Below are 25,388 nucleotides of genomic sequence, written 5' to 3'. Positions count from 1 at the left end.
CGACCTCCCCAGGCACGGAACGATGTTTCATGTTCGGTCATCCTGTGGTCGACAGAGAGCCCTGTCAAGGTCGCATGTATAAAACATGGAACGCCTTGCCATGTTGATGAGCATTGTTCTAGCGTCGGCTCCGCCAGCCCAACTGGATACGAGGTCGCACATGCCATCCCCTGAATCCCCGCGCGGCAAAGCCATCGCGGACGCTGCCGCGGCTGTCATCCCCGGCGGCGTCAACTCGTCGACCCGCTACATCGGCGCGCCCTACGCGTTCGTCGAGGCCAACGGCGCCTACCTGACCGACGCCGACGGCCGGCGCTACCTGGACTACCACGCCGCGTTCGGCGCGATCCTGCTCGGCCACAACGCGCCGGTCGTCAACGACGCGATCCGCGCCGCGCTCGGCGGCGTCGACCTGACCGGCATCGGCGTGACCGAGGCCGAGGTGCGCCTCGCGCAGCGGATCGTCGAGGTCATCCCGTCCGCTGAGTCGATGATCGCCACGATGAGCGGCTCGGAGGCGACCGCACAGGCGATCCGGCTGGCCCGCGGGGTCACCGAGCGAGACCTCATCATCAAGTTCCAGGGCGGTTTCCACGGCTGGCACGACGCGGTGGCCCGCAACGTCATCTCCACGCCGGAGAAGGCGTACGGCCGGGACCCGCTCTCGAAGGGCATCCTCGACCAGGCCGTCGACGCCACCCTGATCGCCGAGTTCAACGACCTGGACTCGGTCGTCGCGCTCTTCGACGCGCACCGCGACCGGATCGCGGCGGTCATCCTCGAACCGATCCCGCACAACGTGGGCGCGCTGCTGCCGACCACCGAGTTCGTCGACGGGCTGCGCAAGCTCACCGAGCAGCAGGGCGCGCTGCTCATCTTCGACGAGGTGATCACCGGCTTCCGGCACGCACTCGGCGGCTACCAGCAGGTGATCGGCGTGACGCCGGACCTGACCACCTTCGGCAAGGGGATGGCCAACGGCTTCCCGGTCGGTGGCCTGGCCGGCCGGCGCGACCTGATGGAGCACTTCAACGGCCAGACCGGCGACGTGCTGATGGCCGGCACGTTCAACGGCAACGCCCTGGGCTGCGCCGCCGCCCTGGCCACCATCGACTACCTGGCCGAGCACCCGGACTTCTACACCCGCACCCATGCCCTGGGCGAGCGGATGCGCACGGGCCTGCGGGGCATCCTCGCGGAGCTGGGCATCGAGGCCACGGTCGCCGGCTTCGGCGGCGTGTTCGCGGTCTACTTCCTGTCCGGGCCGGCCCTCGGCTACCGCGACCTGCTGCGCAACGACAACGCGGCGTACGTGGCCTTCCACCGCGGCATGACGGACCGGGGCTTCCTGATGCTCCCGATGTCACTCAAGCGCAACCACATCTCGGGCTCGCACACGGAGGAAGAGGTCGACCGCACCCTCGAGGCGGCCCGCGAGGTCCTCAAGACGCTGCGCTAACGCAGAACCGCCCGGGTCCGTCGCGGACCCGGGCGGCTCGTGGCGCGCGATCGTCAGTCGCAGGACGTGCCGTTCAGGCGGATGTTGCTCGGGCGGCCCGTGCCGCTTCCGTTGGCCAGGAACCCGAAGTTCGCGCTGTCGCCGGTGTCCAGGCCGCCGTTCCAGCTCTCGCTGCGGGCGGTCACCGAGCGGCCGGACTGGCTCACCCGAGCACCCCACGCGCTGCTGATCCGTTGGCTGCCGCCGAACGTCCAGGTCAGCGTCCACGAGCTGACCGCCGGGCCGTCGTTGCGCACCCGGACGTTGCCGATCAGCAGGCCGGCGATGCCGTTGGCGCTGTAGCTGACCGTGCACTCCGCTTCAGGATCGTTCGGCGTCTCGGTCGGGCTCGGAGTCTCCGTGGGCGTCGTCGTCGCCGTCGGCGTTGCCGTGGGCGTTGTCGTCGGCGTCGCGGTCGCCGTGGTGGTCGGGTTCGCCGTCGGCGACAGGGTGGGAGTGGGCGAGGCCGTCGGGCTCGTCGGCATCGTCACCGTGAACTTGAAGATGCGGTCGTCGCTCGTCGACGGGTTGCCTCGACTCTCGCGGTTGCTGGTGGCCACCCAGAGCGAGCCGTCCGGCGCCTTCTCGACCGTACGCAGCCGACCGAACCGGCCGTTGAGCGCGGCCACCGGTGTGCCGACCCCTCCCGAGCCGTTCAGCGGCACCACCCAGAGCCGGTTGCCGCGCAGGGACGCGACGAACAGCGAGTCGCCGATGATGGCCGCGCCGCTGGGTGAGGCCTCCATCGGGGTCCAGGTGAGGAGCGGGTTGCGGTACGCCGGGTTCGTGGAGTTGCCCTCCGCGTTCGGCCAGCCGTAGTTGCCGCCCGCCTCGATCCGGTTGACCTCGTCGTACGTGTCCTGGCCGAACTCGGTCGCGTAGAGGCGGCCCGCGGAGTCCCAGGCGAGGCCCTGCACGTTACGGTGGCCGAGGCTGTAGACCAGGGAGCCCACGGTCGGGTTGTCGCCCGGCACGCTGCCGTCGGGCCGCATCCGGAGGATCTTCCCGTTCGGGCTGGCGAGGTTCTGCGCCCGGCTGGGCACGCCGGCGTCGCCGACACCGGCGTAGAGCATGCCGTCCGGCCCGAACGCGATCCGGCCGCCGTTGTGCGAGTTGGCCTTGGCGATCCCCGTGATGATCGGAGTCTGTGCAGTCATGTCGGCCAACGTGAAGCGCATGATGCGGTTGTCCGTGGCCGACGTGTAGTAGGCGTAGACCAGGTTGTCGGTCGCGTACGTCGGCGACACCGTCAGGCCGAGCAGGCCACCCTCGCCGCCCGAGACGACGTTGGGCACCACACCGACAATCTGGGTCGGCAGGCCGGGCCGGACGCGCAGGATCTGTTTCCGGTCGCGTTCCGCGACGAGCCCGGAGCCGTCAGGCAGGTACGTCATTCCCCACGGCACCCGCAGGTTGCTCGCGGCCGTGGTCGGGTTGATGAAGTCGACGGTAGGCGTGGTGGCGGACAGCGCCGTCCGGGTCGCCGGCCGGTCCACCGCGACGGCGATGCCGGCGACGCTCAACGCGACGCCGGCCACGGCCGCGGCGGCGGCTATCGCGGGTTTGTGCATGGACATCTCCCGAAGCGAAGGGGGCTCTTGTGTTCGCCACGGTGCCAGTCGACATGAGAAGGTTACGGTCAGATGGGACATTTAACGCGAAAAGGTGAATTGCCTCGAACTAGCCACCTAATTGGACACACCCAGGTAAGAACCGTCCACCCAGTCGCTGATGATGCCGGCGTAGTTGCCCGGCTGTTCCTCCCACGCCGCGTGCCCACAGTCCAGCACGTCCAGGCGGCTGGCCGGCAGTTTCGCGTTGAGCACCTCGGCGTCGCGGGCGAGACCGTACGGGTCGTCCCGGCCGGCGATGATCTGCACCGGCGTCCGGATCGTCGCCAGCAACGGATCCAAGGCGGCCAACTCTGTCGGGTACGACCGCAGGTAGGCCAGCGAGCCCGCGAACCGGTCACCGGCGTACGAGGCGGCGTAGTCGTCCCGGATCGTGCGGGGCAGCCGGTCGTCGACGAAGCTGGCCACCACCCGCTGCCCGTCCGGAACGGGGCCATCGTCGTCCTCGACCAGCGGGCGCAGCTCGCCCTCCAGGGCCATCGGGTGGGTCGCTGCCCCGCCACCAACGACCACGCTGCGGAACAGGTCCGGCTGCGCGGCCGCGGCGAACAACAACGCGGCGGTGCCGACGTCGGGACCCACCGCGTGTGGCTGTTCGAGGCCGAAGTGGTCGACGAGGTGCGTGACGAACTCGCCCATCACCCGTGGTGACATCAGCTCCGCGCGCCCCTCTGAACGGCCGAACCCCGGCAGGTCGACGGCGATCACCGGGCGTTCGGCGGCCAGGGCGGTCCAGGTCGGCGTGTACGCGTACAAGCTCTCCGGCCACGGGCTGAGCAGCAGCAACGTCTCCGCATCGCGGTCGGACCGGCTGACCGGGCTGGAAACGTACCGGATGCCCAGGTCGTCGATCACTTCGAACCGTTCCTCGTCCATCCCGCCAGCAGAACGCGTCCGCCCATCCCCCGAATCACCTGAATACGTGAGCGCCGCTCGCTAGGTTGTGGAAGGTGGCACGGGTGGTTCTGCGTGGTCGCTCGGCGGCGATGTCGGCAGCGATGCCGGCGCTGCGCCGAGCGGCACGACACGGCCAGAGCGGCATCGTGGTGGTCACCGGCGAGGCCGGAATCGGAAAGACCGCCGTACTCGACGCGATCGGCGCACAGGCCACCGGAATGGGCTTCCGCACCGGGGTCGGCAAGGCCGACGAGATCGGCCGGATCTCGCCCGGCGCACCCGTGCTGCTGGCCCTGCGCAGTGGCCCTAGGCCGTTGCTGGACAGCGCGGCGCTGGCCGAGCTCACCCACCTCGCCGACCATCCACTGGTCCTCGTCGACCGGGTGTGCGCTCGGCTGGAACGGGTCGCCAGCATGGCACCGGTGCTGGTCGTGGTCGACGACGTGCAGTGGGCCGACCAGCTCAGCCGGTTGGCGCTGCGGGTGCTGCCGGACCGGCTGGCCGGCAACCCGGTGGTCTGGGCGTTCGCCACCCGCGATCCCGCCGACGAACTGACCTCCGCGCCGTCGGCGGCGGTCCCGGTGGAGACCATCGCGCTCGGCCCGCTCACCGACGCCGACGTCGCCGCGATCGCGCGGGACCGGCTGGGCCGCCCGGCCAGCCCGGCGACCCAACGGATGCTCGAGGGCGTCGGCGGCAACCCGTTCCTGGTCACCCAGATCCTCGACGAGCCCGACACCGACGGACGGCCGCCGGCCAGCTTCGTCCGGGCGGTCGAGGCGACGCTCGACACCCTGCCGGACAGGACGGTCGTGTTGCTGGCCGCGGTGCTCGGCCGACCGTTCCCGATCGACGAGGCGCAGCGGGTCGTGCCGTCGGTGAGCTCGGCCGACGTCGACCGCGCCGTGGCGGCCGGGCTGCTCACCCGCGACGGCCACCGGCTGCGCTTCCGGCACGACCTGGTCCGGGAGACCGTCTACGCGGGACTGTCGGACTCGGTGCGGCGGGACCTGCACCGGCGCTGCGCCCGCTATCTGCTGGCCTCCGGGCAGGACGCGCTGGCGGCGGCGCCACACGCCCGGGCGGCGGCGACGCCCGGCGACGAGGAGAGCGCCGCGATCCTGTGCGAGGCGGCGCACCAGGCGGTCCCGGCGATGCCGGGCACCGCCGGCGACCTGGTCGTCGAGGCGTTCGAGCTGGTCCGGCCGGCGCAGGGTTCGTGGGAGTCGACCGGCGAGCGGTGCGTCGACGTGCTGTACCGGGTCCAGCGCTGCGCGGACGCGGTGCGGATCGCCGACGCCGTGCTGGCTCGGGCCCGCGACGGTGAGACGTACGCCCGGGTCCAGGTGATCGCGGCCCAGGCGCTCTGGCGGATCGGCCGGCCCGCTGAGTCGGTCGCCCGGATCGACGACGCACTGGCGGCACCGGATGTCTCCGCCGCGCTGCGGGCCCGGTTGGCCGCCGCCCGCGCTCTGGCGCTGACCCGCAAGGAGCCCGCCTGGAAGGCCCGGGCGGCGGCCGAGCCGGCCCTGGCGGAGGCGCGATCCGTCCGCGACCACGACGCGACGATGCTAGCCCTGCGGGCGATGGGCGAGCTGGGTCGCAACAGCGGCCACCACGCCGAGTCGCTGGCCTACTTCCGTGAGCTGCGCGCGGTCAGCGAGACCAGCTACCTGGCCGAGGAGATCATCGAGCTACAGCTCCTTGACCGGTACGCGGACGCGGGCGCGCTGCTGGAGGCCGCGCACCAGGACGACCGGGGTGGCGTCGAGGCGACCCTGCCGTCGGTGACCGCCGCGCAGGTGTGGCAGGACTTCAACCTCGGTCGGCTGGACGAGGCCGAGGCCGGTGCGCGCACCCTGCTCACCATCGGCCGCGAGATCGGCGACCACGTGCACGAGCTCGACGCGGTGCTGGTGCTGAGCGCCATCGCGCTGCTGCGCGGCAACCTGGCCGAGGCCACCGACCGGCTGGCCCCGGCCGACAGCGACGGGCAGGTCGACGAGTCGGTGCGGCTGCCGGGCCTGCGGCTGATGGAGGGCTGGCTGGCCGCCAGCGACGGACGGGCCGACGACGCGCGGTCGATCCTCGCGCCGCTGCTGTTCGAGGCGCGCGACGCCCGGGCCGACTGGCCGTGGTGGCCGGGCTGGATGCGGGTCTTCGTGCGGGTCGGACGGGCCGCCGGCGACGAGCGGTTCATCGGCGAGGCGGTGTCGATCGCGGCCGAGGGCGCGGCCCGCAACCCCGGTGTGGCCAGTTTCGAAGGTGTGGCGCTGGCCCTGCGCGGCCTGGCCCACAAGAACCTCGACCTGCTGACTGCGGCGAACCGGGTGCTCGTCCGCAGCCCCCGGCCGATGCTGCGGGGCAACGCCGCCGAGGACCGCGGCCGGATGCTGCTCGCGTACGGCCGGCGCGAGGAGGGCATCGCCGAGCTGGACCGGGCCTGGGGGATCTACCACGGGATCGGGGCGCGGTCGGCGGTGGTCGGGGTGCAGCAGGTGATGCGCCGGGCCGGTGCGCGCCGCGCCAAGTGGGAGACCAACGGGGCCCGGCCGCAGCAGGGCTGGGCGGCGCTCACCGACGCGGAGGTCAAGGTGGCCGAGCTGATCAGCGCCGGGCACACCAACAAGGCCGCCGCGCGGCTGCTCAACCTCTCGCCCAACACGGTCAGCACGCACCTGCGGTCGGTCTTCACCAAGCTCGACGTGCAGTCGCGAGTGCAGCTCACCAACGCGGTGCACGAGCTCAAGCCGGAAAGCTGAGGGCCGCCCCACGCGGGACGGCCCTCAGAAAGACAACGGCTCAGGCGCCGATGTTCTTGTTCCAGACGCTCCAGGTGACCGCGATGCCGGGCTTGGCGAAGTCGCCGTCGGGCCAGTTGGAGGCCGGGTTGGCCACCGAGGCACCGGAGATCTCACCCGGGTGCTGCACCGCGACGAACACGCTCTTGTTGTCGTCGGTGATCCACGGGCCGCAGGTCTCGGCGCCGTAGGGGACGCTCAGGAACTGCTTGAGGTGACCCGCCTCGGGACCTTCCAGCGGCGTCGCGAACAGGCCGTCGTTGCTGCCCAGCGCGTTGCCGTCGGTGGAGATCCAGAGGTTGCCGGCACCGTCGAACGCGACGTTGTCCGGGCAGGAGATCGGCGAGACCTTGGTCTTGTCGTACCCCATGAAGTAGGTCGCGGGGTCCGTCGGGTCGCCGCAGACGAACGGCACGCGCCAGGTGAACGTCGTGCCGGTGTGGTCGTCGTTGTCCTCGGTGATCTCGAGGATGTGCCCGTGCTTGTTGGCGTTGCGCGGGTTGGCCTCGTCCGCCGCCGGGTTGCTGCCGACACCACGGTTGGTGTTGTTGGTCAGCGCGGCGTAGATCTTCCGGTTGACCAGGTTCGGCTCGACGTCCTCGGGGCGGTCCATCTTGGTCGCGCCCACCTTGTCACCGGCGAGCCGCGTGAAGACCAGCACCTCGTCGACGGTCATCCCGTCGACCATCGACGCACCGCCCTTGACCAGCGGGATCCAGGTGCCGGTGCCGTTGAAGGCGCCGTCGGTGGGCAGCTTGCCCGAGCCGTCGATCTCGGTGGCCGAGGTGTAGCCGAGCTTGGCGACGTAGAGCGTGCCGGACTCCAACACGGTCAGGTTGTGCTTGCGGGCCTCGGGCGTGTTGCGGCCGTCGACCTTCTTGTCGGAGACGAACTTGTAGAGGTAGTCGAACCGCTCGTCATCACCCATGTACGCGACCGCCTTGGCGTCGCGCGACTTGATGATGTTGGCACCCTCGTGCTTGAGACGGCCCATCGCGGTGTGCTTGCGCGGGGTCGAGCCCGGGGTGAACGGGTCGAACTCGACGACCCAGCCGAAGCGATTGGCCTCGTTGGGGTTCTTCGTCAGGTCGAAGCGCTCGTCGGCCCGCTCCCACTTGCGGCTGCCCGACGGGTAGCGGTTGACGGTGTCGATGCCGTACCGGTTGAACCGGGCCTTGGCGTCGCCCGTCGAGGTCTCCGCGCCGACGAAGTACTGATTGAAGTTCTCCTCGCCGGACAGGATCGTGCCCCACGGCGTGACGCCACCGGCACAGTTGTTCATCGTGCCGATCACGTCGGTGCCGGTCGGGTCGGCGGCGGTCTTCAGCAGCGCGGTGCCGGCGGCCGGGCCGGTCAGCCGGAAATGCGTCTGGAGCGCGGTCAAGCGCCGGTTGTACGGCCGCGACCCGCTCTTCACAAGCACGTACTGGCCGGTCTTGCCGACCCGCTCGATCTCGACGACCGACATGCCGTGCGCGGCAATGGCGATCTTGATCTGCTCGACGGTCAGCGCGTCCTGGCTCACGAAGTTCGGGAACATCAGGTCTTCGTTGGTGTACTCGTGGTTGCACACGAGCAGGGCGCGGTTGGCCTTCTTGTCGAGCGGCAGCACGGCGACGAAGTCGTTGTTGTAGCCGAACTGCTTGAGCTGAGCGGCCAGGCTCTGGTTGCGGACGTCGAACTCCGGCGCCCCGGGCACCACCGGGTCGCCCCAGCGGATCACCACGGAGTGGTCGTAGCCGTTGGGCACGACCAGCGCGTCGACCCGGTTGGGAGCGACCGCCTTGAAGGTGAGGTTCGTGGTCTGCTCGGTCATCGCGCTGAAGTCCTCGACCAGCGGCAGCGCCGGCGGGGGCTCAGTGGCGGCGAACGCCGGGGTGGCGCTCAGGACGCCGGCACCACCGAGGCCGAGTGCGACCCCGGCCACCGCTCCGGTGCGCAGCACGCCGCGGCGGGTGACCTCGTTCTTGACCAGGTCACCGAAGTATTGGTTGTCGGAACCGTTCGGCACCGCGTGGTCGCATGCGTTTCCGCAGCGGTAGAGGCAGGTCATGCGGTCACGACCGTGCGAAACCTTCGCCACGCCGACGATTGGCAACTGGCGGCGGATCTGGTCCGTCATTCGGGCTCTCCTAGAACCGTCGACAAATCTCTCCGTCAAGACAGCCGCACGCTAATCAGAGCAGGTAAACATGGAAAAGCCGCAATGTGAACCACGGACGTAGAACCCCTGCTTAGGGTGTCCTTACTAGACGACCCGGTGTGCGGCCATGATGATCCGCCCATGCTCAAAACCACCCTGCTCCATCCCGGCATCGCGGGCGCGCTCGGCCGCGCGGGACATGGATCGACGATCCTCATCTCAGACGGAAACTACCCCCATTCCACGGGTACGAAGCCGGGCGCGGACGTCGTTTTCCTGAATCTGCGGCCCGGTTTGGTGGCGGTCGACGACATCCTCACGACGGTGCTGACGGCTATACCGGTCGAGTCGGCATTCGTGATGCGGCCGGCGGACGGTCCGGAACCCGACATCTTCCCGGTGTTCCGCCAGCACCTCGATCCGGTGCCGCTGACCGCGCTCGACCGGTTCGCCTTCTACGACAAGGCCCGCGAGCCCGACCTGGCGCTGGCGATCGCCAGCGGCGACACCCGGCTGTACGCGAACATCATCCTGACCATCGGCGTCGTCAGCTAAGGAACTCCCCTATCACCCCGATCGCATGCTCGCCGGCCGAGAGCACGGCGCAGAAGTTGAGGAACGCGTGCGGCGTGTCCGCGTACTCCACATAGCTCGCGTCGAGCCGTTCGGCATAGCTCTCGGCGTCCTTGCGCAACGAATCCCGGCCGGCGGCGATCACCAACGTCGGCGGGAGCCCGGCCAGCGACGGCGCGCGCAACGGTGCCGCGTAGACCGGGGCGGGGCCGGTGAGATACAGCCGGTCCGCCCAGGTCGGCTCGGCGGGCACGTCGAGCACCGGGTAGCAGAGCACCTGCCGGTCCAGCACCGGGCCGCCCTGGTCGCGGGCACGCAGCGTGGCGCCGGCGACCAGGGCACCACCCGCGCTCTGGCCGCCGGCCGCGAGCCGCCCGTCGCCACCGAGCACCTGCCCGTGCTCGGCCAGCCAGCACATCGCGTCGTACGTGTCGTCCAGCGCGGCCGGGTACGGGTCCTCCGGCGCGAGCCGGTATTCCAGCGAGACCACCGTGCGGCCGGACCGGCGGGCCAGCCCGGAGCAGACGTGGTCGAGGTCGGCCACCGAGCCGCCGACGAACCCCCCGCCGTGCAGCCAGAGCAGCAGCGGCCGAGGCCCGGCGGCGGCCTGGTAGACCCGGACGAGGGTCGGCCCGCCGCCCAGCGGCAGCCGCAAGTCGGCGGCGTGCACGGCCGGGTCCAGCCGCCCGGCCAGCGCGGGATCGGGCGGCAGCGCGCGGTCGTCGAGCAGGGCGGCCACGTCTTCGAGGTCGTCGGCCGCGCCGACGATGGTGAACCCGTCGGCCTCCGCGGTGAACCGGGGCTCCGAGACGGTCCGGCGGTTCACCGCACACCCGCCGGCACGGCACGCAGGTGCAGGGCGGCGTGCCAGAACGGCTCCCGGCCGGGCACCGTGAACACCCGGGCGGCGAGCGGGCCGGCCCGGTCGCGCCAGTCGTCCTCGGCGTAGCCGGCGAACTGGTCGAGCAAGGCGGCGTGGGTGCTGGCCAGCCGGTCGAGCAGTAGGTCGGCGGCGAGCATCCGGCCGGACGCGACGCCGGCCTGGTTGAGCGCCCGCCCGGTCTCGGCGGTCTCGAAGGCCGGCGCCAGGCTCCAGTGGTCCCGGCCCCGGTCCGCCTCGGTGAGCACGGCCAGGTTGATCTCGTTCCACATGAGCACGTGGGCGACCAGGTCGTGCAGCGACGCGCAGAAGTCGCCGAGCGGCCCGGCATCGGTGGCGTAATCCGCCGCGAGCGCGTCGCCATCGAGTCCGTCGACCGTGGCGAGCAGCAGAGCGTGGTCGGTGCGCAGGCGGTCGACGGCTTGCGCGGGGGAAAGCGGGTCAGTCATGGCACCAAACCAAACAGCCGGTGGGACCCAGGCCGAGCGGGCTGACGGATTCAGTCAGCTCAGCGCAGCAGCAGTCCGAGCAGGTCGCCACCGAGGGCATCGACGGCGGACGCGTCGAGCTCGTACTGCACGAACCGGCCGCGCCGGGTGGCCCGCGCGAGGCCGGCGGCGGCCAGCGCGCGCAGGTGCCGGTTGACCAGCGTCGGGTCGACGTGCCAGAGGTCGGCGACCTCGCCGGCGGTACGCGGCTCGGTGGCGATCGCCCGGGCCACCTCCAGCCGTCCCGGGTTGGCCAGGGCGGCCAGCCGCCGCAGCAGGTCGCGGGTGGGCAACACCGGCGGCCCCGCGTCGACCGGATGGATCAGCACCAGCGGCCGGCCCGGCACGTCTGCGACGTAGAGGTGCGGCCGGATCAGCGTGCTCGGCACCACTACCAGGCCGCGGCGGGACACGTCGTGCCGGCGGTTGGCGACCTTGGCGATCGACACGCCCGCGCCGGCCACCGTGATCGACGGGTCCAGCGCGGCCAGCGCGGCGGCGGGACCGAGGGCGGCCAGGTCGTGCGCGAAGCGCCGGGCGCGGGCGGCCAGCACCGGCCGCACCGCGAGCCACCGAGTGGCGAACCAGGCATCCCAGCTCTCGGCCAGGAACTCCAGGAACTCCGTCACCGCCGGCCCAGGGCGCTCGACCAGCGCCGCGACCTGGTCGCCGAGCCCACGCGCCTGGGCGTAGCGGAGCGCCGCGGCTGTGTCGCCCGGCGGCGAGATCGGCCGGATGAGCTGGGTGGCGAGGCGGCGGGGCGGCAGAGCGCGGAGCTGGTCGAGTTGGGCCGCGAAACCGTCGTCGGAACCCCAGACCGTGACGAACGGCGTGGCCCGGATCGCCCGCGTCGTGAACGCCCAGCGCCGCACCCGGCGGCGCAGTGCCGCGCTCATCGGCGGCAGGTCGGCGCCATGGTGGCCCGGGTCACCGACCGCGTGCAGCGCGGAGCCCAGCTCGGACAGCGGGGACACCGCGGCCGAGACGCTGTTGAGACCGACAACCGCGACTGGCATGGCGAACAAAGATCATAGGCCCGGCGCTCGGGGCCGACCCAAGGGTACGTTGGGTCACGAGTCGGTCACGCGGGGGGACGGGCACGGAGCGGATGAGCGCGAACAGCGTGGGCGAGACGCAGAAGTCAGGCACGGTCCAGGGCTCGGGTATGTCCGAGGTCATCGACGCACTGCGGGTAGGGCCCTTCCGCCGGCTGTTCCTGGTGCTCGGCCTCTCCGCCCTGGGCGACTGGCTCGGCCTGCTGGCCGGCGCCGCGTTCGCCTCGTCACAGGTGTCCGGCGCGACCGCCAAGGGAGCCGCGTTCGGCTCGGTCATCGCGGTGCAGTTGCTGCCGGCGTTCATCCTCGGGCCGCTCTCCGGTGTGATCGCCGACCGGTTCGACCGTCGCCTCACGATGGTCGTCTCCGACGTGGTGCGGTTCGTGCTGTTCCTGTCGATCCCGCTCGTCGGTTTCCTCGAGGACAGTTCCGTGCGGGTGGTCACCTGGACCGCCATCGCACTGTTCCTGGCGCAGGTCGCGGCGCAGATCTGGACTCCGGCCAAGGAGGCGGCGGTGCCCAACCTGCTGCCCCGCTCCCGGCTGGAGGCGGCCAACCAGCTCACGCTGGCGACCACGTACGGCATCACGCCGATCCTGGCCGCCCTGCTGTTCAGCGGCATGGCCCGGCTGCCCCGCCCCGGCGGGGTCGGTCCGGCCGACTACGCCCTGATCTTCGACGCGATCACCTTCCTCGCGTCCGCCTTCGTGGTGCTGTTCTTCGCCAAGGAGATGTCGCAGCGCACGGCCCGGCCGAGCCCGGTGAAGAAGGAGGAGAACGAGGAGCACGCGGTGCCCGGGAAGCAGGCCATGCGCGACCTGCTCGACGGCGGCCGGTTCATCGTCCGTACGCGGCTGGTCCGGGGCATCGTGGTCGGTGTGCTGGGCGCGTTCGCCGGTGCCGGTGTGGTGATCGGCACCGCCAACTTCTACGCCCGGTCGCTGGGCGGGGGCGACGCGACGTTCGGCATCCTGTTCGCCGCGATCTTCGCCGGGTTCGGCGTCGGCATCGCCCTTGGGCCGGCCCTGATCGGCACCCTCTCCCGCCGCCGCTGGTTCGCCTTGTCGATCGTGCTGGCCGGCATCGCCGTGATCGGGCTGTCCGTGGCGCCCCGGCTGTCCCTGGCGGTGCTGGGCGCCGGGATCACCGGCGCCGCCGCCGGCATGGCCTTCCTGTCCGGTCTCACGCTGATCGGCGGCGAGATCACCGACGACGTACGCGGTCGGGTGGTCGCCTTCATCCAGTCGGCGGTGCGGATCACCCTGCTGCTCGCGATCGCGCTGTCGAGCGTGATCGTCGGCCTCGGCGCCGCGCGGGAGATCCACGTCGGCCCGATCGACTTCACCCTGTCCACCACCCGGCTGCTGCTGTTCGTGATCGGCCTCGCCGGCATCGGCGTGGGCATCCTGGCCTTCCGCCAGATCGACGACCGGCCCGGTGTGCCGGTCTGGAAGGACATCTGGCGAGGGGTACGCCGCCGCCCGCTCTCCGACACCGCCAAGAAGCGTCCCTGACCCGTGTCGAAGAAGCCATCCGCCGAGGTCACCGTGCAGCGCCGCTTCTCCGAGTGGTTCCTGCGCGGCGCCGACCACCGCACGCTGAACCCGCCGGCCCCGTTCGCCCGACCACCGCAGCAGGAGCGTCGGCATAGCTGGTGGCGGGTGATGTGCCTGTCCGGGCTCGACTACTTCTCCACCCTGGGCTACCAACCGGGCATCGCGGCGCTGGCCGCCGGCGTGCTGTCGCCGCTCGCGACCATCGTGCTGGTGCTGGTGACCCTGCTCGGCGCGCTGCCCGTCTATCGCCGGGTGGCCCGCGAGAGCCCGCACGGCGCGGGCTCGATCGCGATGCTCGGCAAGCTGCTCTCGTTCTGGCAGGGCAAGCTGGTAGTGCTCGTCCTACTCGGGTTCGCGGCGACCGACTTCATCATCACGATGACGCTGTCCGCGGCCGACGCCACCGCGCACATCAACGAGAACCCGTTCTGGCCGGACGGGCTGCGCGGCCACCAGGTGCTGATCACGCTCGTACTGCTGGCGCTGCTCGGTGCGGTGTTCCTCAAGGGCTTCACCGAGGCGATCGGCATCGCCGTGGTGCTGGTCGGGGTCTATCTGGCGCTCAACGTGGTGGTGGTCGTCGACGGCCTGATCCGGGTGATCAGCCATCCGACGCTGACCGACGACTGGTGGTCGGCGCTGACCACCATGCACGGCGGGCCGCTGGCGATCATCGGGATGTCGATCATCATCTTCCCGAGGCTGGCGCTGGGCCTGTCCGGCTTCGAGACGGGCGTGGCGGTGATGCCGCACATCAAGGGCGCGCCCGGCGACACCGAGCAGAACCCGGTCGGCCGCATCCGGGGCGCCCGCAAGCTGCTCACCACGGCGGCCATCACGATGAGCTGCTTCCTGATCACCACCAGCATCATCACCACCGTGCTGATCCCGGCGCCCGCCTTCGACCCGGGCGGCCCGGCCAACGGACGCGCGCTCGCGTTCCTGGCGCACGAGAACCTCGGCGCGATGTTCGGGACCGTGTACGACCTCTCGACGATCTTCATCCTCTGGTTCGCGGGCGCGTCGGCGATGGCCGGCCTGCTCAACCTGGTGCCGCGCTTCCTGCCGAGGTACGGCATGGCCCCGAACTGGGCCACGGCGGTCCGCCCGCTGGTCGTGGTCTTCACAGCGATCGCGTTCTTCATCACCTGGCTGTTCGACGCCGACGTGACCGCGCAGGGCGGCGCGTACGCGACCGGCGTGCTGGTGTTGATCACCTCGGCCGCGATCGCCGTGACGATCTCCAGCCGGCGGCATCGGCAGCGCAAGCAGACCATCGGGTTCGGGATCATCTCGCTGGTCTTCATCTACACGACGATCGACAACGTCATCGAGCGCCCGGACGGCGTGAAGATCGCGGGGAGCTTCATCGGTGCCATGATTCTCGTTTCGATTCTGTCCCGCCTCTACCGGGCCTTCGAGATCCGCTTCACCAGCGTCCAGTTCGACGAGTTGGGCCAGCAGTTGCTGGAGGACTGCAAGGGCACGGTCGTGCGGATCATCGCGAACCATCCGGACGCCCTGGACGCGGACGAGTACCGGGCCAAGCTACGCAAGATCGTCGACGAGGACGTGCTGCCCGAAGTGCACGACGTGATGTTCGCCGAGGTGACCATCACCGACCCGTCCGACTTCGAGTCGGACCTACAGGTGCGCGGCAAGATCCGGCACGGTCGCTACCGGGTCTTCACGATGGCCAGCCCCAACGTGGCGACCGCGCTGGCCGCCCTCCTCCTGGAGATCCAGCAGACGACGGGCCAGCGGCCACACATCTATTTCGAGTGGACGGAGGGCAACCCGGCGTCGAACTTCCTGCGCTACCTCGCCTTCGGCCAGGGCGAGGTAGCACCGGTGACCCGGGAGATCCTCCGCGAGCACGAACCGGACCGCATGAAGCGGCCGCACGTGCACGTTGGTTAAGCGCCGACCTTTTGCTTCGTGTACGTCAGGCAGCGCTTCGTGACCGTCTTCCAGTCGGCGCCGAGGATGACCGGGCTTTCCGCCTCGGACGGGCGTCCGTTGCGGAGCACCTGGTCGGCGAACTTCATCAGCTTCTTGTGGCCGTACTGGTCGGCGACGCACCGCGTGGCGTAGTAGGCGAGGCCGTAGGCGGCATCGATCTGCCAGTCCGGCGCGTCGTCGTCCGGGACGAGCCGCTCCAGGTTGCCCTTGTAGCTCTTCTCGCGCAGGAACTTCCGGGACGAGAGCTTGCGGTCGTACGAGCCGACCGAGCGGCCGTCCCATTCGATGTACTCGGCGATGCCCTCGGTCAGCCACCAGTTCTCGCCGTTGTAGTCGCGGTAGTCGCGTCCCGCCAGCGTCGCCACGTGGCCCATCTCGTGCTTCATGACCGACTCGGCGTACCCGCCGGAGATCTCCTCCGCCCGCAGCACGATGTCGGAGCGCTCCTCGCTGGCCGGGATGGCGAAGCCGATCGCCCAGTCCTCCGACCCGCCGAACCACTTCTTCCAGTCGCTCGGCCCGGCCAGGTAGATGACGTAACGGTCGGGCTTGCGGCCCAGCACGTACTTGTCGGCGATCTTCGCCGCCCGCTCGGCCGCCGGCAGGAAGGAGCGCGCCCGGCCGGCCAACGACTTGGGTGCCGCCACGATGGCCCGCGAGCCGACCGCCGCGGTCAGCGTGCTGACCTCCCAGGGCTGCGGCCCACGCAGGTCCTTGACTCGGGACCACTTCACCAGCCGGTAGCCGGACGGCGAGTCCCGCCAGGCCGTGTCGACCAGCATCTTGTCGGGCTCGCAGCTAGGCACCACGAAGCAGTGGTTGATGGCGACCGTCACGCCCCACTCGGAGTAGCCGCCGACCTTCTTGTCGTCGAACGGTCCACTGTCGGCGGTCAGCTTGAGGTTGGACACCTTCATCGCGCGCAGCGAGCGGAACCGCACCTCGAGCTCGCCGCGCAGCTTCTTGTCGGCGGCCGGCTTGACGAAGCCGGCCAGGCTCCCGGCCGCGTACGCCGTGCTCATGTCGGTCAGCGACTGAAGGATCGAGGCCTTCGCCCAGGCGAACGCGACGTACGGCGGGTCGCCCGGCTTGGGCGACGCGGGCGGGCCGGTGGGTGCCGCGGCCGCGCTGGCCGACGGCGAGGGTGCCGCCGCGGTGGCGGCCTCGTCCGCCCCGCCGGAGCCGAGCGCCAGGAACGCGGGCACCGCCAGCAGGACCAGCACCAGGGTGACCACGAGGCCGACCAGCAGGCCGCGCTTGCGCTTGGGCGCCGGTCCCACGGGTGGCACGTCCGCCTCGGTCGAGGCCGGGCTCTCCGTTGAGGGGCGCATTTCCGGCGACTCCACCGCCGGCGCGTCGGCCGCCGGCACTGCGGCCGCCAGGGAGGGCTCGGCGACCGTGGGCTCTGCCGCAAGCGGAGGCACGGCATCCGGCGGCGGCGCGAACGGAGACACCGCGACCGGCGGCGCGGCGAGCGGAGGCAACGCGAACGGGGGCAACGGCGCCGGCAGCGCGAGCGGAGGCTCGTCCGGCGCCTCGGCTGATGGCACCGCTAGCGGCGGCGGCTGCGCGGCCGGCGGAACGTTCGCCGGCTCGTCGGCGTTGATCGGATCGATATCCCCGTATGCCACAGCCGGACACGCTACGTGCCCGGCGCCCGTAAATGATCATCCGTTCGGCCGGGACCACGGCCGCCGACGAGGTCGGGCGACAATGGGTGCCGTGGATGCTCGACACGTACGCGTCAGCAAGCGGCTCTCGACGGTGTTGCGGCATCGCCCGGCCAGCCTCGGTTTGACGCTCGACCCGCAGGGCTGGGTCGAGGTCGACGTCCTGCTCGCCGCCTTCGCCGCGCACGGCACACCGCTCACCCGTTCCGATCTCGACGCGGTGGTGGCCGGCAACGACAAGCGCCGGTTCGCGCTGGCCATCGGCACCGACGGCCGCGAGCGAATCCGGGCCAGCCAGGGCCACTCGGTGCCGGTCGACCTCGGCCTGCCCGACAGCACGCCACCGGAGCGGCTCTTCCACGGCACCTCGGCCGCCGCGGTGCCGGCGATTCTGCGCGAAGGGCTGGTCAAGCGCGGCCGGCACGCCGTGCACCTGTCGGTCGACGTGCCCACGGCCCGCATCGTCGGCGCCCGGCGCCACGGCGCGGTGGCCCTGTTAGTGGTCGACGCGGCGGCGATGGCAGCCGCTGGACACCGTTTCCAGTGCAGCGCCAACGGGGTGTGGCTGACCGAACACGTTCCACCAGCGTTCATCCGCCGGCTGGAGCCGCGTCCACCGGAGTGACGGACCATCCGGGCGTGTTCCTCGTGTGGGGCGACAACACGCTGGCCCGCCGGTTGGCCAGCGAACTGATCAACACGTACGCCGTGCCGGTCACGGTCATCGTCCGGTCGGCCGACGCCGACCAGGCGCCCGACATCGCCGACCTCGAGCCGGACACCGGCGACCCCGACCTGCGCCCGGTGCTGGTGGCCGCCGCCCGGCTCACCCCGGACGTGCTGGTCCGGGCCGGCGTCGCGGAGGCGAACGCGGTCGCGCTGGTCGAGCGCGACGACGTGGCCAACGTGGACGCCGCCATGATGGTCCGCGAGCTCAACCCGACCGCCCGGATCGTGGTCCGGGTGTTCAACCCGATCCTCGCCCAGGGCGTGACCGCGATGCTCGGTGACTGCGACGTGCTCTCCGGCTCGGAGATCGCGGCGCCCGCGTTCGTCGCGGCGGCGCTCGGGGACGACGTGCCCACGTACGTCCGGCTGACCGACCAGTTCCTGGTCACCGCGCACCGTTCCGAGCAGCCCGACCCGGACGACGTGGTCTGCGGCCTGGCCGTGCTCGACGGCCGCGCCGAGCCGGAGACCCTGCCGGCCGACGACGCCGCGGCCGACCTGCTCCTGGTCCGTCGCTACGGCGAGCCGCCCCGACCGGCGGCCCGGCCCGCCAGGCTGCCGCTGCGGGTGACCCGGCTGGTGCTCGGCCGGCGGCGACTGCGCTACGCGCTGGCCGGGGTGGCCGCACTGCTCTTCGTCAGCACCGCGCTGCTGGCCCACCTGCGCGACCTCAACCTCTGGGAGGCCGGCTACCTGGCCGCAGTCACCGCGCTCGGCGGCATCGAAGGCGAGGTCACCGGTGGTGCGGTCGAACACGTCGTGCTGGTCACCCTCGGGCTGGCCGGGGTCGCGTTGGTCCCGTTCGTCACCGTCCTCGTCGTCGAGGCGGTGGTCACCGCCCGGCTCGCGCTCGCCTCGGGCGCGCTGACCCGGCCGGTCGCGGACCACGTGGTCATCGTGGGGCTCGGCAACGTCGGCACGCGGGTGCTGCGCGAGCTGCACGGGTTCGGCGTGGACGTGGTCTGCGTCGACCGTTCCCCCGACGCCCGGGGTGTCGCGGTCGCCCGCGAGCTCGGCGTCCCGGTGATCATCGCGAACGGCAACAGCGCCGAGACGCTACGGGCCGCGTCCGTGGCCACCGCCCGGGCCCTGCTCGTGCTCTCCACCGACGACGTCTCCAACCTGGAGACCGCGCTGCTCGGCCGGGCGCTGCACGGCGGCCGACTGCGGGTGGTGCTGCGCCTCTATGACGAGGGCTTCGCCCGCCGGGTCAAGCGCACCTTCGACATCGACCTGTCTCGCAGCGTCTCCTACCTGGCCGCACCCGCCTTCGCGGCGGCGCTGTTCGGCCGCGAGGTAATCGACGCGATCCCCGTCGGCCGCCGGGTGCTGCTGGTCGCCGAGCTTCCCGTCGGCGCCGGCTCGGAGCTGGAGGGCCGGTTGTGCCCAGAGGTCGACCGGCCCAACGAGGTGCGTCTCGTGGCCGTCCGCACGGGCCGGATCGGCCAGACGCTGTGGACGGTGCCCGAGCGCCGCCGGCTGGTCCGCACCGACCGGCTGATCGTCGTGGCCACCCGGGCCGGGCTGGCCGGCCTGCTCGCCCGCACCCGGCCGAACCCGGACGCCGCGCCACTGCCGGAACCACAGCCCCTGCGCCTGCTCGCCCGACCACACCCAGCGACCGGCAGTGACGCTCCGTAAGTGATTGTCAATAGAACAGGTGTTCGATAGCCTGTCGATCGTGGAACTGGTCGGACGATGGTGGAACGGTGACCGCGACAGCCGCACCCGGCGCGACATCTGGCTCCATCGCGACCCTGATGCCGGCTGGCTGGTGCGGGCCAGGGCCGGCGACAAGGACCGCGACGTGACCTGGCCGGCGTTCGACGAGGAGTGGGCGGCTCGGGCCTGGGTCGATCGGTTGATGGCCGCCTCGACCGGTGGTCGATCGATCTGGAAGGACTTGACCAAGGTCGTCCGAAAGCCACCGGAGGGCGGCTGGGCCGCGCGGATTTAACCCGTATGATCGCGCGGTGCGCGCGGCTGCCGAAGTCACCCGACGCCGCCTTGCGCGCTTCGAGCCGCGCGGCAGCGTCTCCTCCTGGTACGCGACCGGCTTCGTGGTGCTGGTCGCGGCCGTCCTGCGGTTCTCGGGCCTGGCCCAGCCGCAGGGCAAGCTGTTCGACGAGACCTACTACGCCAAAGACGGCTGGGGCCTGCTCACCAAGGGCGTCGAGTGGAACTACCGGGACAACGCGCCCGCGTACGTCGTGCACCCGCCGCTCGGCAAATGGCTGATCGCGCTCGGCGAGTGGGCGTTCGGCTACTACGACGTCGACGGCAACCAGCACCTGACCGGCCACCTCATCGACGCGGCGCCCGAGTTCGGCTGGCGTTTCTCGGCCGCCGTGGCCGGCACCGTGTCCGTGCTGCTGATGGTGCGGATCGCCCGGCGGATGTTCGGCTCGACCGTGCTCGGCTGCGCGGCGGGCCTGCTGCTCGCGCTGGACGGCTTCCACCTGGTGCTGTCCCGGGTCGCGATGCTCGACATCTTCCTGATGCTGTTCGTCCTCGCCGCCTTCGGCGCCCTGCTGATCGACCGCGACCAGCGGCGCCGGGTCTGGCTGGAGGCCCTCGCCGCCGGCACCGGGGCACCGACCGGTGTGCGCTGGTGGCGCCTGTTCGCCGCGTTCCTCTTCGGCTGCGCGGTCTCCACCAAGTGGAGCGCGCTGTTCTTCCTGCCCGTGTTCGCCCTGCTGGTGCTCTGGTGGGAGGCCGGCGCCCGGCGCTCGGCCGGCGTGCGCCACCCGTGGCAGGAGACGTTCCGCCAGGAGACCGGCGCTCTGGTGCTGTGCGGCTTCGTGATCGTCGCGGTCTACCTGACCTCCTGGTCCGGCTGGCTGCTCACCGACGACGGCTACTTCCGGCACTGGCGGGCCGACAGCGGCCAGTCCGAGCTTCCCGTCATCGGGGCGCTACAGAACCTGATCCACTACCACCAGCAGGCGTTCGGCTTCCACTCCACGCTCCAGGACAAGCACCCGAGCCAGTCCTGGCCGTGGCAGTGGCTCCTGCTGGGCAAGCCGGTGACGGTCCACCTGGCGTACCCGGGCGCGCCCTGGGGTCAGGCCCCGGTCTCCGAGATCATCCTGCTCGGCACCCCGTTGCTCTGGTGGTCGTTCCTGCCCGCCCTGGCGGGAACCACCTGGCTCGGCATCGCCCGCCGGGACTGGCGACCCGGCGCGATCCTGCTGATGGTGGCGGCCGGGTGGCTGCCCTGGTTCTACTACGCGGCCGACGCGCACCGGGTCATGTTCAACTTCTACACCGCGCCGATCCTTCCCTTCCTGGTGCTGGCCGTCGTCTACGTGCTCGGCGCCATGATCGGCCCGCCCGACCCGGTCGACACCGACCGCAGGCTGGTGGGCGCGGTCGCGGCCGGGGCGTACATGGTGCTCGTCGTGCTCTGCTTCGCCTACTTCCACAAGCTCTTCGTCGGGGACTTCCTCCCGTACGCCGACTGGGCCAACCGCATGTGGCTCGGCGACCGCTGGCATCCGTAACTGTCGGATCCATGGCGGAAGATGTCCGCAACCTTCCCGCGCGACGACGCGTGTAGTCGCCGATCGGCCGCCCACGAGGGACGGCCGCGATCGCGGAGGATGCGAGGACGGTGGTTTCCTTGCGAGACGGGGGCGATCTCGACGTGGTGCCCGGGCTCGGGCCGCCAGGTCAAACCAGCTTCGAAGAGTTCTACGCCGCCCATTTCCAGTCGCTGACCATCCAGTTGTACGCGTACACCAGGGATCTCCCGGGGGCGCAGGATGTCGTGCAGGAGGCGTTCTGCCGGGCGCTGTCCCGATGGAAACATGTGGTCGACTACGACGACCCTGCGGCGTGGGTGCGCCGGGTCGCCTGGAACCTGGCCACCAGCCGGTGGCGGCGGACCCGCACAGCGGCGCAGTTCCTCCGCCAGCAGAGGCCGGAGCACGTCGCGGAGCCGAGTCCCGATCGGGTCGCCCTGGCCCGTGCGCTGGCCGCGCTGAAGCCCGACCACCGCAAGGCGCTGATCCTGCACTATCTCGCGGACCTACCGATCGCCGAGATCGCCCGGCAGGAGGGCATTTCCGAGAACACGGTGAAGTCGTGGCTGCACCGAGGTCGTGCCGCGCTCGCCACCCAACTGAGCGAAGAGGAGGCGGACAGTGCGTGACTTCAACGACGACGATGCCCGCCTGAGCGAGCTGTTCAACGAGTTCCGCGACGAGGTGGCTCCCTACGTCACGCCTCCCGGGACCGCCGCGGCGCGCCACTGGCTCCGGCGCCGGCGCCGGGCTGGCGCGGCGGCCATCGCGACCTGCGCCGTGCTGTTCGTGGGCGGCCCCGTCGGTTTCGTGGCCGCGAACCACGACACTCCGACCCCGCCGCCGATCGGGCCGACCCTGCTGCCGACCCCGCGGCCGACGACGCCGGCGCCGACGCCCACCGTGACCACCCCGGCGCCGTCGACCAGCCCACCGTCGACCGAGCCCGGCCTGCCGAAGGTCCCGGGCAAGGTCTTCTACCTGGACCAACGCGGAAGGCTCTACCTGGACGGCCGCCAATACCCCGGTGGCGACGTCCTCAACGTGAACGTCTCCCCAGACGGCAAGCGGGTGACGTGGGTGGAGAACGGCACACTGATGATGTCCGACCTGGACGGTGGCGACCGGCGCACCGTGTACCCGGACGTGGAGAACATGTGCACGGAGCCGATCTGGAGCGCGGACGGCGAACTGCTGCTCTTCAACCCGTTGCCTAAGGACTACGGGCTGGTCACCCTACCCAGCACCGAGGGTGTTACAGAGATCTTCGACGAGGTCGACGGATGCCACGTCCGCTGGTCGGCCGACCGCAAGCGGATCGCGTTCCAGCACGGCGACATTCGCGGGGTCACCGTCCAGGACCTGTCCGGCGGCAACAAGGTGACCCTCGATCGCGACGACGTCGGCGGTCGGTTCTACGTCGGCCTCAACGGCATCTCCGCCGACGGTGACCGGATCTGCGCCTGGCTCGCTGGCCCGGACACCACGGGCGGCGACGCCGCGCGGGACCTCGGCTGCAACACGATCATCGACGTCTCGGCGAAGAAGGTGGTCGACATGCCGTTCGAGGGCGAGCTGACCAACGCGATCTTCCTGGCCGACGGCGGGATGCTCGCCCGGGTGGAGACCGACAAGGGTTCGGAGCTGTTGTTGCTGGACGCTGACGACCGGGTGATCGCCCGCAGCGTGGAGTCGACTGCCAACGCCAAGCGCCGGCTGCTGTCCTACACGCCATAGCCCGCTAGGGCGCGGTCACCACCAAGGGGACCGCGCCCTTGCGGGCCCAGTCGTGGCTGATGTCGGCGGCGCACCGGAGCAACCGCGGCAGGTGCTCCTCGGTGAGGCGCTCGACCGAGGTCTCGGCCGCGTGCACGGTCACGTTGATCGCCGCGACCACCTTGCCGTCGCCGTCGCGGACGCTGGTCGCCACCGAGCGGATGCCCAGCGCCAGGTCCTGGTCCGCCAGCGCCCAACCCTTGGCCCGCACCTCGCGGAGGTGGCGGTCGAGCTCGTCGCGGGCCGGCTGCCAGCGCGGCGTGATGCCGGACCGGCTCGGCTCGGCCAGCCTCGCGGCCAACTCGTCCGGCGACAGCGCGGCCAGCAGCACCTGGCCCATCGAGGTGGGCGGCGCCGGGAAGCGGGTGCCGATGCTGACCGCCAGGGTCACGATCTTCGGCACCGCCACCCGGGCCACGTAGACGATGTCGCCGCCGTCGAGCTGGGCCATCGAGGTGGACTCGTTGGTCTGGGCGACGAGGCGTTCCATGTGCGGCCGGGCGACGTCCCACATACTCAGCGAGTTGACGTACGCCATGCCGAGCTCGAGCACCCGCGGGGTCAGCGCGTATCCGCGCTCCGCCACCCGCACGTAGCCCAGCTCTTCGAGAGTGAGCAGGATCCGCCGCACCGTCGGCCGGGCCAGCCCGGTCACGCCGGCGAGATCGCTCAGCGTGCGCACGGGCTGGCCGGCCGGGAACGAACGGAGCACGTCGAGCCCACGGGCCAGCGCTTCGATGAAGTCAGGTCCGGACTCGCGCGCCATTCCTCAATGCTTCCATTGCGCCGAGCCGGCGTCGTAGTCGGAGTACTGGTAGGGGTTGTCGACGGACTTCGCCTCGGGGATGTCCGGGTTCATACCCTTCTGCCAGGCTTCAGCGCCCATTTCGCCGACGAGGTAGTCGATGGTCTCGGTGATCTTGCTCTTGGCCGCCGCGAGGTCGACGTCGACCAGCCGGCCGGCCCGCTTGACGACCCGGCCGTTGACGACGACCGCGTCGACGTCGGCCCGCTGCGCCTGGAACGCGATGTGCCCGTACACGTTGAGGATCGGGAACATCACCGGCGAGTTGTCGTTCTTGATCAGCACCACGTCGGCCTTCTTGCCCGGCTCGAGGCTGCCGACCACCGAGTCGAGCCCCAGCGCGCGGGCGCCGCCCATGGTGGCGTACTCGACGACCTGCTCGGCCCGCAGGTGGCAGTGGGTGACCGTCTCCGCGTTGGCGTGCGCCGCCATGTGCTCGCGGGACCGGTCGGCGCCGAGCGTGGTGCGCATCGCGGAGAACAGGTCGCCGCTCCACCAGACGCTGGTGTCGTTCGACAGCGAGACCGGGATGTCGTGGTGGCGAAGCTGCCAGGTGGGCGGGTAGCCCTGGCCGGCGCTCTGCTCGCTCTCCGTCGCGACCGACACCGAGCCGCCGGTCGCGGCGATCCGGTTGTACGAGTCAGCGGTCAGCGTCGCCGCGTGCACGTAGACGGTCTGCGGCGTCATGAAGCCGTTCTCGTACATCAGCCGGATGCCGTCGTCGTTGGTCGCGCCCCACACACCGGCGTGCGTGGTCACGGCCACGCCGAGATCGCGGGCCACCTCGAAGGCCGCCTTCTCCGGGAACGCCGGGTCGCCGGGCACGTCGAAGGCCATCTGGAACCCGAGCATGTCGCCCTTGCCGTGCAGCCGCCGGTTGACGAAGTCACGGAACTCGGGCGCGGCCGACCACTGCCAGGGTCCCTCCTGGATGTTGCCGTAGGCGAGCACGAACCGGCCGGGCACCGCCTCCAGCGCGTCGACCGCCGCGTCGGCGTGGTCGACGGTCCGCAGGCCGTGCGACCAGTCGACGGTGGTGGTCACGCCCGCGTCGATGGCCTCCAGCGCGCCGAGCAGGTTGCCGGCGTAGATGTCCTGCGGGCGGAACAACTTGCCCGACTCGAGGTAGTACCAGACGAAGTACTGGGTCAGCGTCCAGTCGGCACCGTAGCCGCGCATCGCGGTCTGCCACATGTGCCGGTGGGTGTCGATCATGCCCGGCATGATGATCCCGCCGCTGGCATCGATCTCCTCGGTGCCCTCGGGCGCGGTCAGGCCGATGCCTATCTCGGCGATCTTGTCGCCGACCACCAGCACGTCCGCGTCCCGCAGCACCGTATGGCTGTTGTCCATGGTCACTACGAGGCCGTTGCGAAACAGCACGCTCATTTGCCGTCACT

20 protein-coding genes are annotated in these 25,388 nt (G+C 71.0%); 11 read left to right on the top strand and 9 right to left on the bottom strand.

Translation table 11 applies throughout. The annotated features are described in order from the left end of the window. The first annotated feature begins 160 nt into the window (after positions 1–160). Complete coding sequence (locus tag BLV39_RS04320) at positions 161–1,459, top strand: aspartate aminotransferase family protein (RefSeq protein ID WP_090787494.1); 1,299 nt, start codon at positions 161–163, stop codon at positions 1,457–1,459. 53 nt (positions 1,460–1,512) lie between these two features. Here the strand turns inward: BLV39_RS04320 and BLV39_RS04315 are convergent, their stop codons facing one another. Then, positions 1,513–3,069, bottom strand: coding sequence for a PQQ-dependent sugar dehydrogenase (locus tag BLV39_RS04315; RefSeq protein WP_090791117.1), 1,557 nt, complete (start codon positions 3,067–3,069; stop codon positions 1,513–1,515). A gap of 117 nt (positions 3,070–3,186) precedes the next feature. Next, positions 3,187–4,005, bottom strand: coding sequence for an alpha/beta fold hydrolase (locus BLV39_RS04310; RefSeq protein WP_090787491.1), 819 nt, complete (start codon positions 4,003–4,005; stop codon positions 3,187–3,189). Positions 4,006–4,079: 74 nt separating this feature from the next. Here BLV39_RS04310 and BLV39_RS04305 point away from each other — a divergent pair, with 74 nt between their 5' ends. Further along, positions 4,080–6,788 (top strand): helix-turn-helix transcriptional regulator, encoded by a 2,709-nt coding sequence (locus BLV39_RS04305; RefSeq protein WP_143049640.1) that lies wholly within the window; start codon positions 4,080–4,082, stop codon positions 6,786–6,788. Positions 6,789–6,828: 40 nt separating this feature from the next. On the opposite strand, the gene BLV39_RS04300 is transcribed toward BLV39_RS04305, so the two are convergent. Further along, the gene (locus BLV39_RS04300) at positions 6,829–8,949 is read right to left on the bottom strand and encodes a PhoX family protein (RefSeq protein ID WP_090787485.1); all 2,121 of its coding nucleotides are present in this window, start codon (positions 8,947–8,949) and stop codon (positions 6,829–6,831) included. Between the two features lie 162 nt (positions 8,950–9,111). Between BLV39_RS04300 and BLV39_RS04295 the strand changes: the two genes are divergently transcribed. Continuing rightward, complete coding sequence (locus tag BLV39_RS04295; protein ID WP_090787481.1) at positions 9,112–9,525, top strand: RbsD/FucU family protein; 414 nt, start codon at positions 9,112–9,114, stop codon at positions 9,523–9,525. Here the strand turns inward: BLV39_RS04295 and BLV39_RS04290 are convergent. The 3 genes from BLV39_RS04290 to BLV39_RS04280 are packed head-to-tail and all read right to left on the bottom strand — an operon-like array spanning position 9,518 to position 11,927. After that, positions 9,518–10,369, bottom strand: coding sequence for an alpha/beta hydrolase (locus BLV39_RS04290; RefSeq protein ID WP_143049639.1), 852 nt, complete (start codon positions 10,367–10,369; stop codon positions 9,518–9,520). The two genes, BLV39_RS04295 and BLV39_RS04290, sit on opposite strands and share 8 nt — an antisense overlap. Then, entirely contained in the window at positions 10,366–10,872 is a 507-nt protein-coding gene (locus BLV39_RS42145) for a maleylpyruvate isomerase N-terminal domain-containing protein (RefSeq protein WP_143049638.1), read from the bottom strand. The genes BLV39_RS04290 and BLV39_RS42145 overlap by 4 nt, the downstream gene beginning before the upstream one ends. A gap of 59 nt (positions 10,873–10,931) precedes the next feature. Further along, positions 10,932–11,927 carry a DUF5937 family protein gene (locus BLV39_RS04280; RefSeq protein WP_090787471.1) on the bottom strand — a complete coding sequence of 332 codons (996 nt, stop codon included), beginning with the start codon at positions 11,925–11,927 and terminating at the stop codon, positions 10,932–10,934. Between the two features lie 92 nt (positions 11,928–12,019). On the opposite strand from BLV39_RS04280, the gene BLV39_RS04275 reads away from it, so the two are divergent. Together BLV39_RS04275 and BLV39_RS04270 are read left to right on the top strand one after the other, a co-directional pair. Continuing rightward, complete coding sequence (locus BLV39_RS04275) at positions 12,020–13,480, top strand: MFS transporter (RefSeq protein ID WP_090787468.1); 1,461 nt, start codon at positions 12,020–12,022, stop codon at positions 13,478–13,480. Between the two features lie 3 nt (positions 13,481–13,483). Then, the gene (locus tag BLV39_RS04270) at positions 13,484–15,442 is read left to right on the top strand and encodes an APC family permease (protein ID WP_308442695.1); all 1,959 of its coding nucleotides are present in this window, start codon (positions 13,484–13,486) and stop codon (positions 15,440–15,442) included. On the opposite strand, the gene BLV39_RS04265 is transcribed toward BLV39_RS04270, so the two are convergent. After that, positions 15,439–17,115 carry a hypothetical protein gene (locus BLV39_RS04265; RefSeq protein ID WP_090787464.1) on the bottom strand — a complete coding sequence of 559 codons (1,677 nt, stop codon included), beginning with the start codon at positions 17,113–17,115 and terminating at the stop codon, positions 15,439–15,441. The genes BLV39_RS04270 and BLV39_RS04265 overlap by 4 nt on opposite strands. A gap of 82 nt (positions 17,116–17,197) precedes the next feature. Between BLV39_RS04265 and BLV39_RS04260 the strand changes: the two genes are divergently transcribed. From BLV39_RS04260 to BLV39_RS04235, 6 genes are all read left to right on the top strand, one after another. Then, on the top strand, positions 17,198–17,779 hold the full coding sequence (locus tag BLV39_RS04260) for an RNA 2'-phosphotransferase (RefSeq protein WP_204082785.1): 582 nt from the start codon (positions 17,198–17,200) through the stop codon (positions 17,777–17,779). Between the two features lie 14 nt (positions 17,780–17,793). After that, entirely contained in the window at positions 17,794–19,524 is a 1,731-nt protein-coding gene (locus BLV39_RS04255) for an NAD-binding protein (RefSeq protein WP_176984760.1), read from the top strand. A gap of 40 nt (positions 19,525–19,564) precedes the next feature. Continuing rightward, positions 19,565–19,840: a hypothetical protein gene (locus BLV39_RS04250; RefSeq protein WP_143049637.1), complete on the top strand. Its 276-nt coding sequence runs from the start codon at positions 19,565–19,567 to the stop codon at positions 19,838–19,840. Positions 19,841–19,856: 16 nt separating this feature from the next. Beyond that, complete coding sequence (locus BLV39_RS04245; RefSeq protein WP_090787456.1) at positions 19,857–21,386, top strand: dolichyl-phosphate-mannose--protein mannosyltransferase; 1,530 nt, start codon at positions 19,857–19,859, stop codon at positions 21,384–21,386. Positions 21,387–21,505: 119 nt separating this feature from the next. Next, the gene (locus tag BLV39_RS04240; protein ID WP_176984759.1) at positions 21,506–22,036 is read left to right on the top strand and encodes an RNA polymerase sigma factor; all 531 of its coding nucleotides are present in this window, start codon (positions 21,506–21,508) and stop codon (positions 22,034–22,036) included. Further along, positions 22,029–23,144, top strand: coding sequence for a TolB family protein (locus BLV39_RS04235; protein ID WP_090787450.1), 1,116 nt, complete (start codon positions 22,029–22,031; stop codon positions 23,142–23,144). Before BLV39_RS04240 ends, BLV39_RS04235 begins: the two co-directional genes overlap by 8 nt. A gap of 4 nt (positions 23,145–23,148) precedes the next feature. Here the strand turns inward: BLV39_RS04235 and BLV39_RS04230 are convergent, their stop codons facing one another. Continuing rightward, positions 23,149–23,949 carry an IclR family transcriptional regulator domain-containing protein gene (locus BLV39_RS04230; RefSeq protein WP_090787447.1) on the bottom strand — a complete coding sequence of 267 codons (801 nt, stop codon included), beginning with the start codon at positions 23,947–23,949 and terminating at the stop codon, positions 23,149–23,151. 3 nt (positions 23,950–23,952) lie between these two features. Continuing rightward, on the bottom strand, positions 23,953–25,377 hold the full coding sequence (locus tag BLV39_RS04225) for an amidohydrolase family protein (RefSeq protein ID WP_090787444.1): 1,425 nt from the start codon (positions 25,375–25,377) through the stop codon (positions 23,953–23,955). Between the last annotated feature and the right edge of the window lie 11 nt (positions 25,378–25,388).

The organism is Asanoa ishikariensis (genome assembly GCF_900107455.1).
GTDB classification, from domain to species: Bacteria; Actinomycetota; Actinomycetes; order Mycobacteriales; family Micromonosporaceae; genus Asanoa; species Asanoa ishikariensis.
Note: the sequence above shows the minus strand (reverse complement) of the source record. Positions and strands in the feature narration are given on the sequence as shown.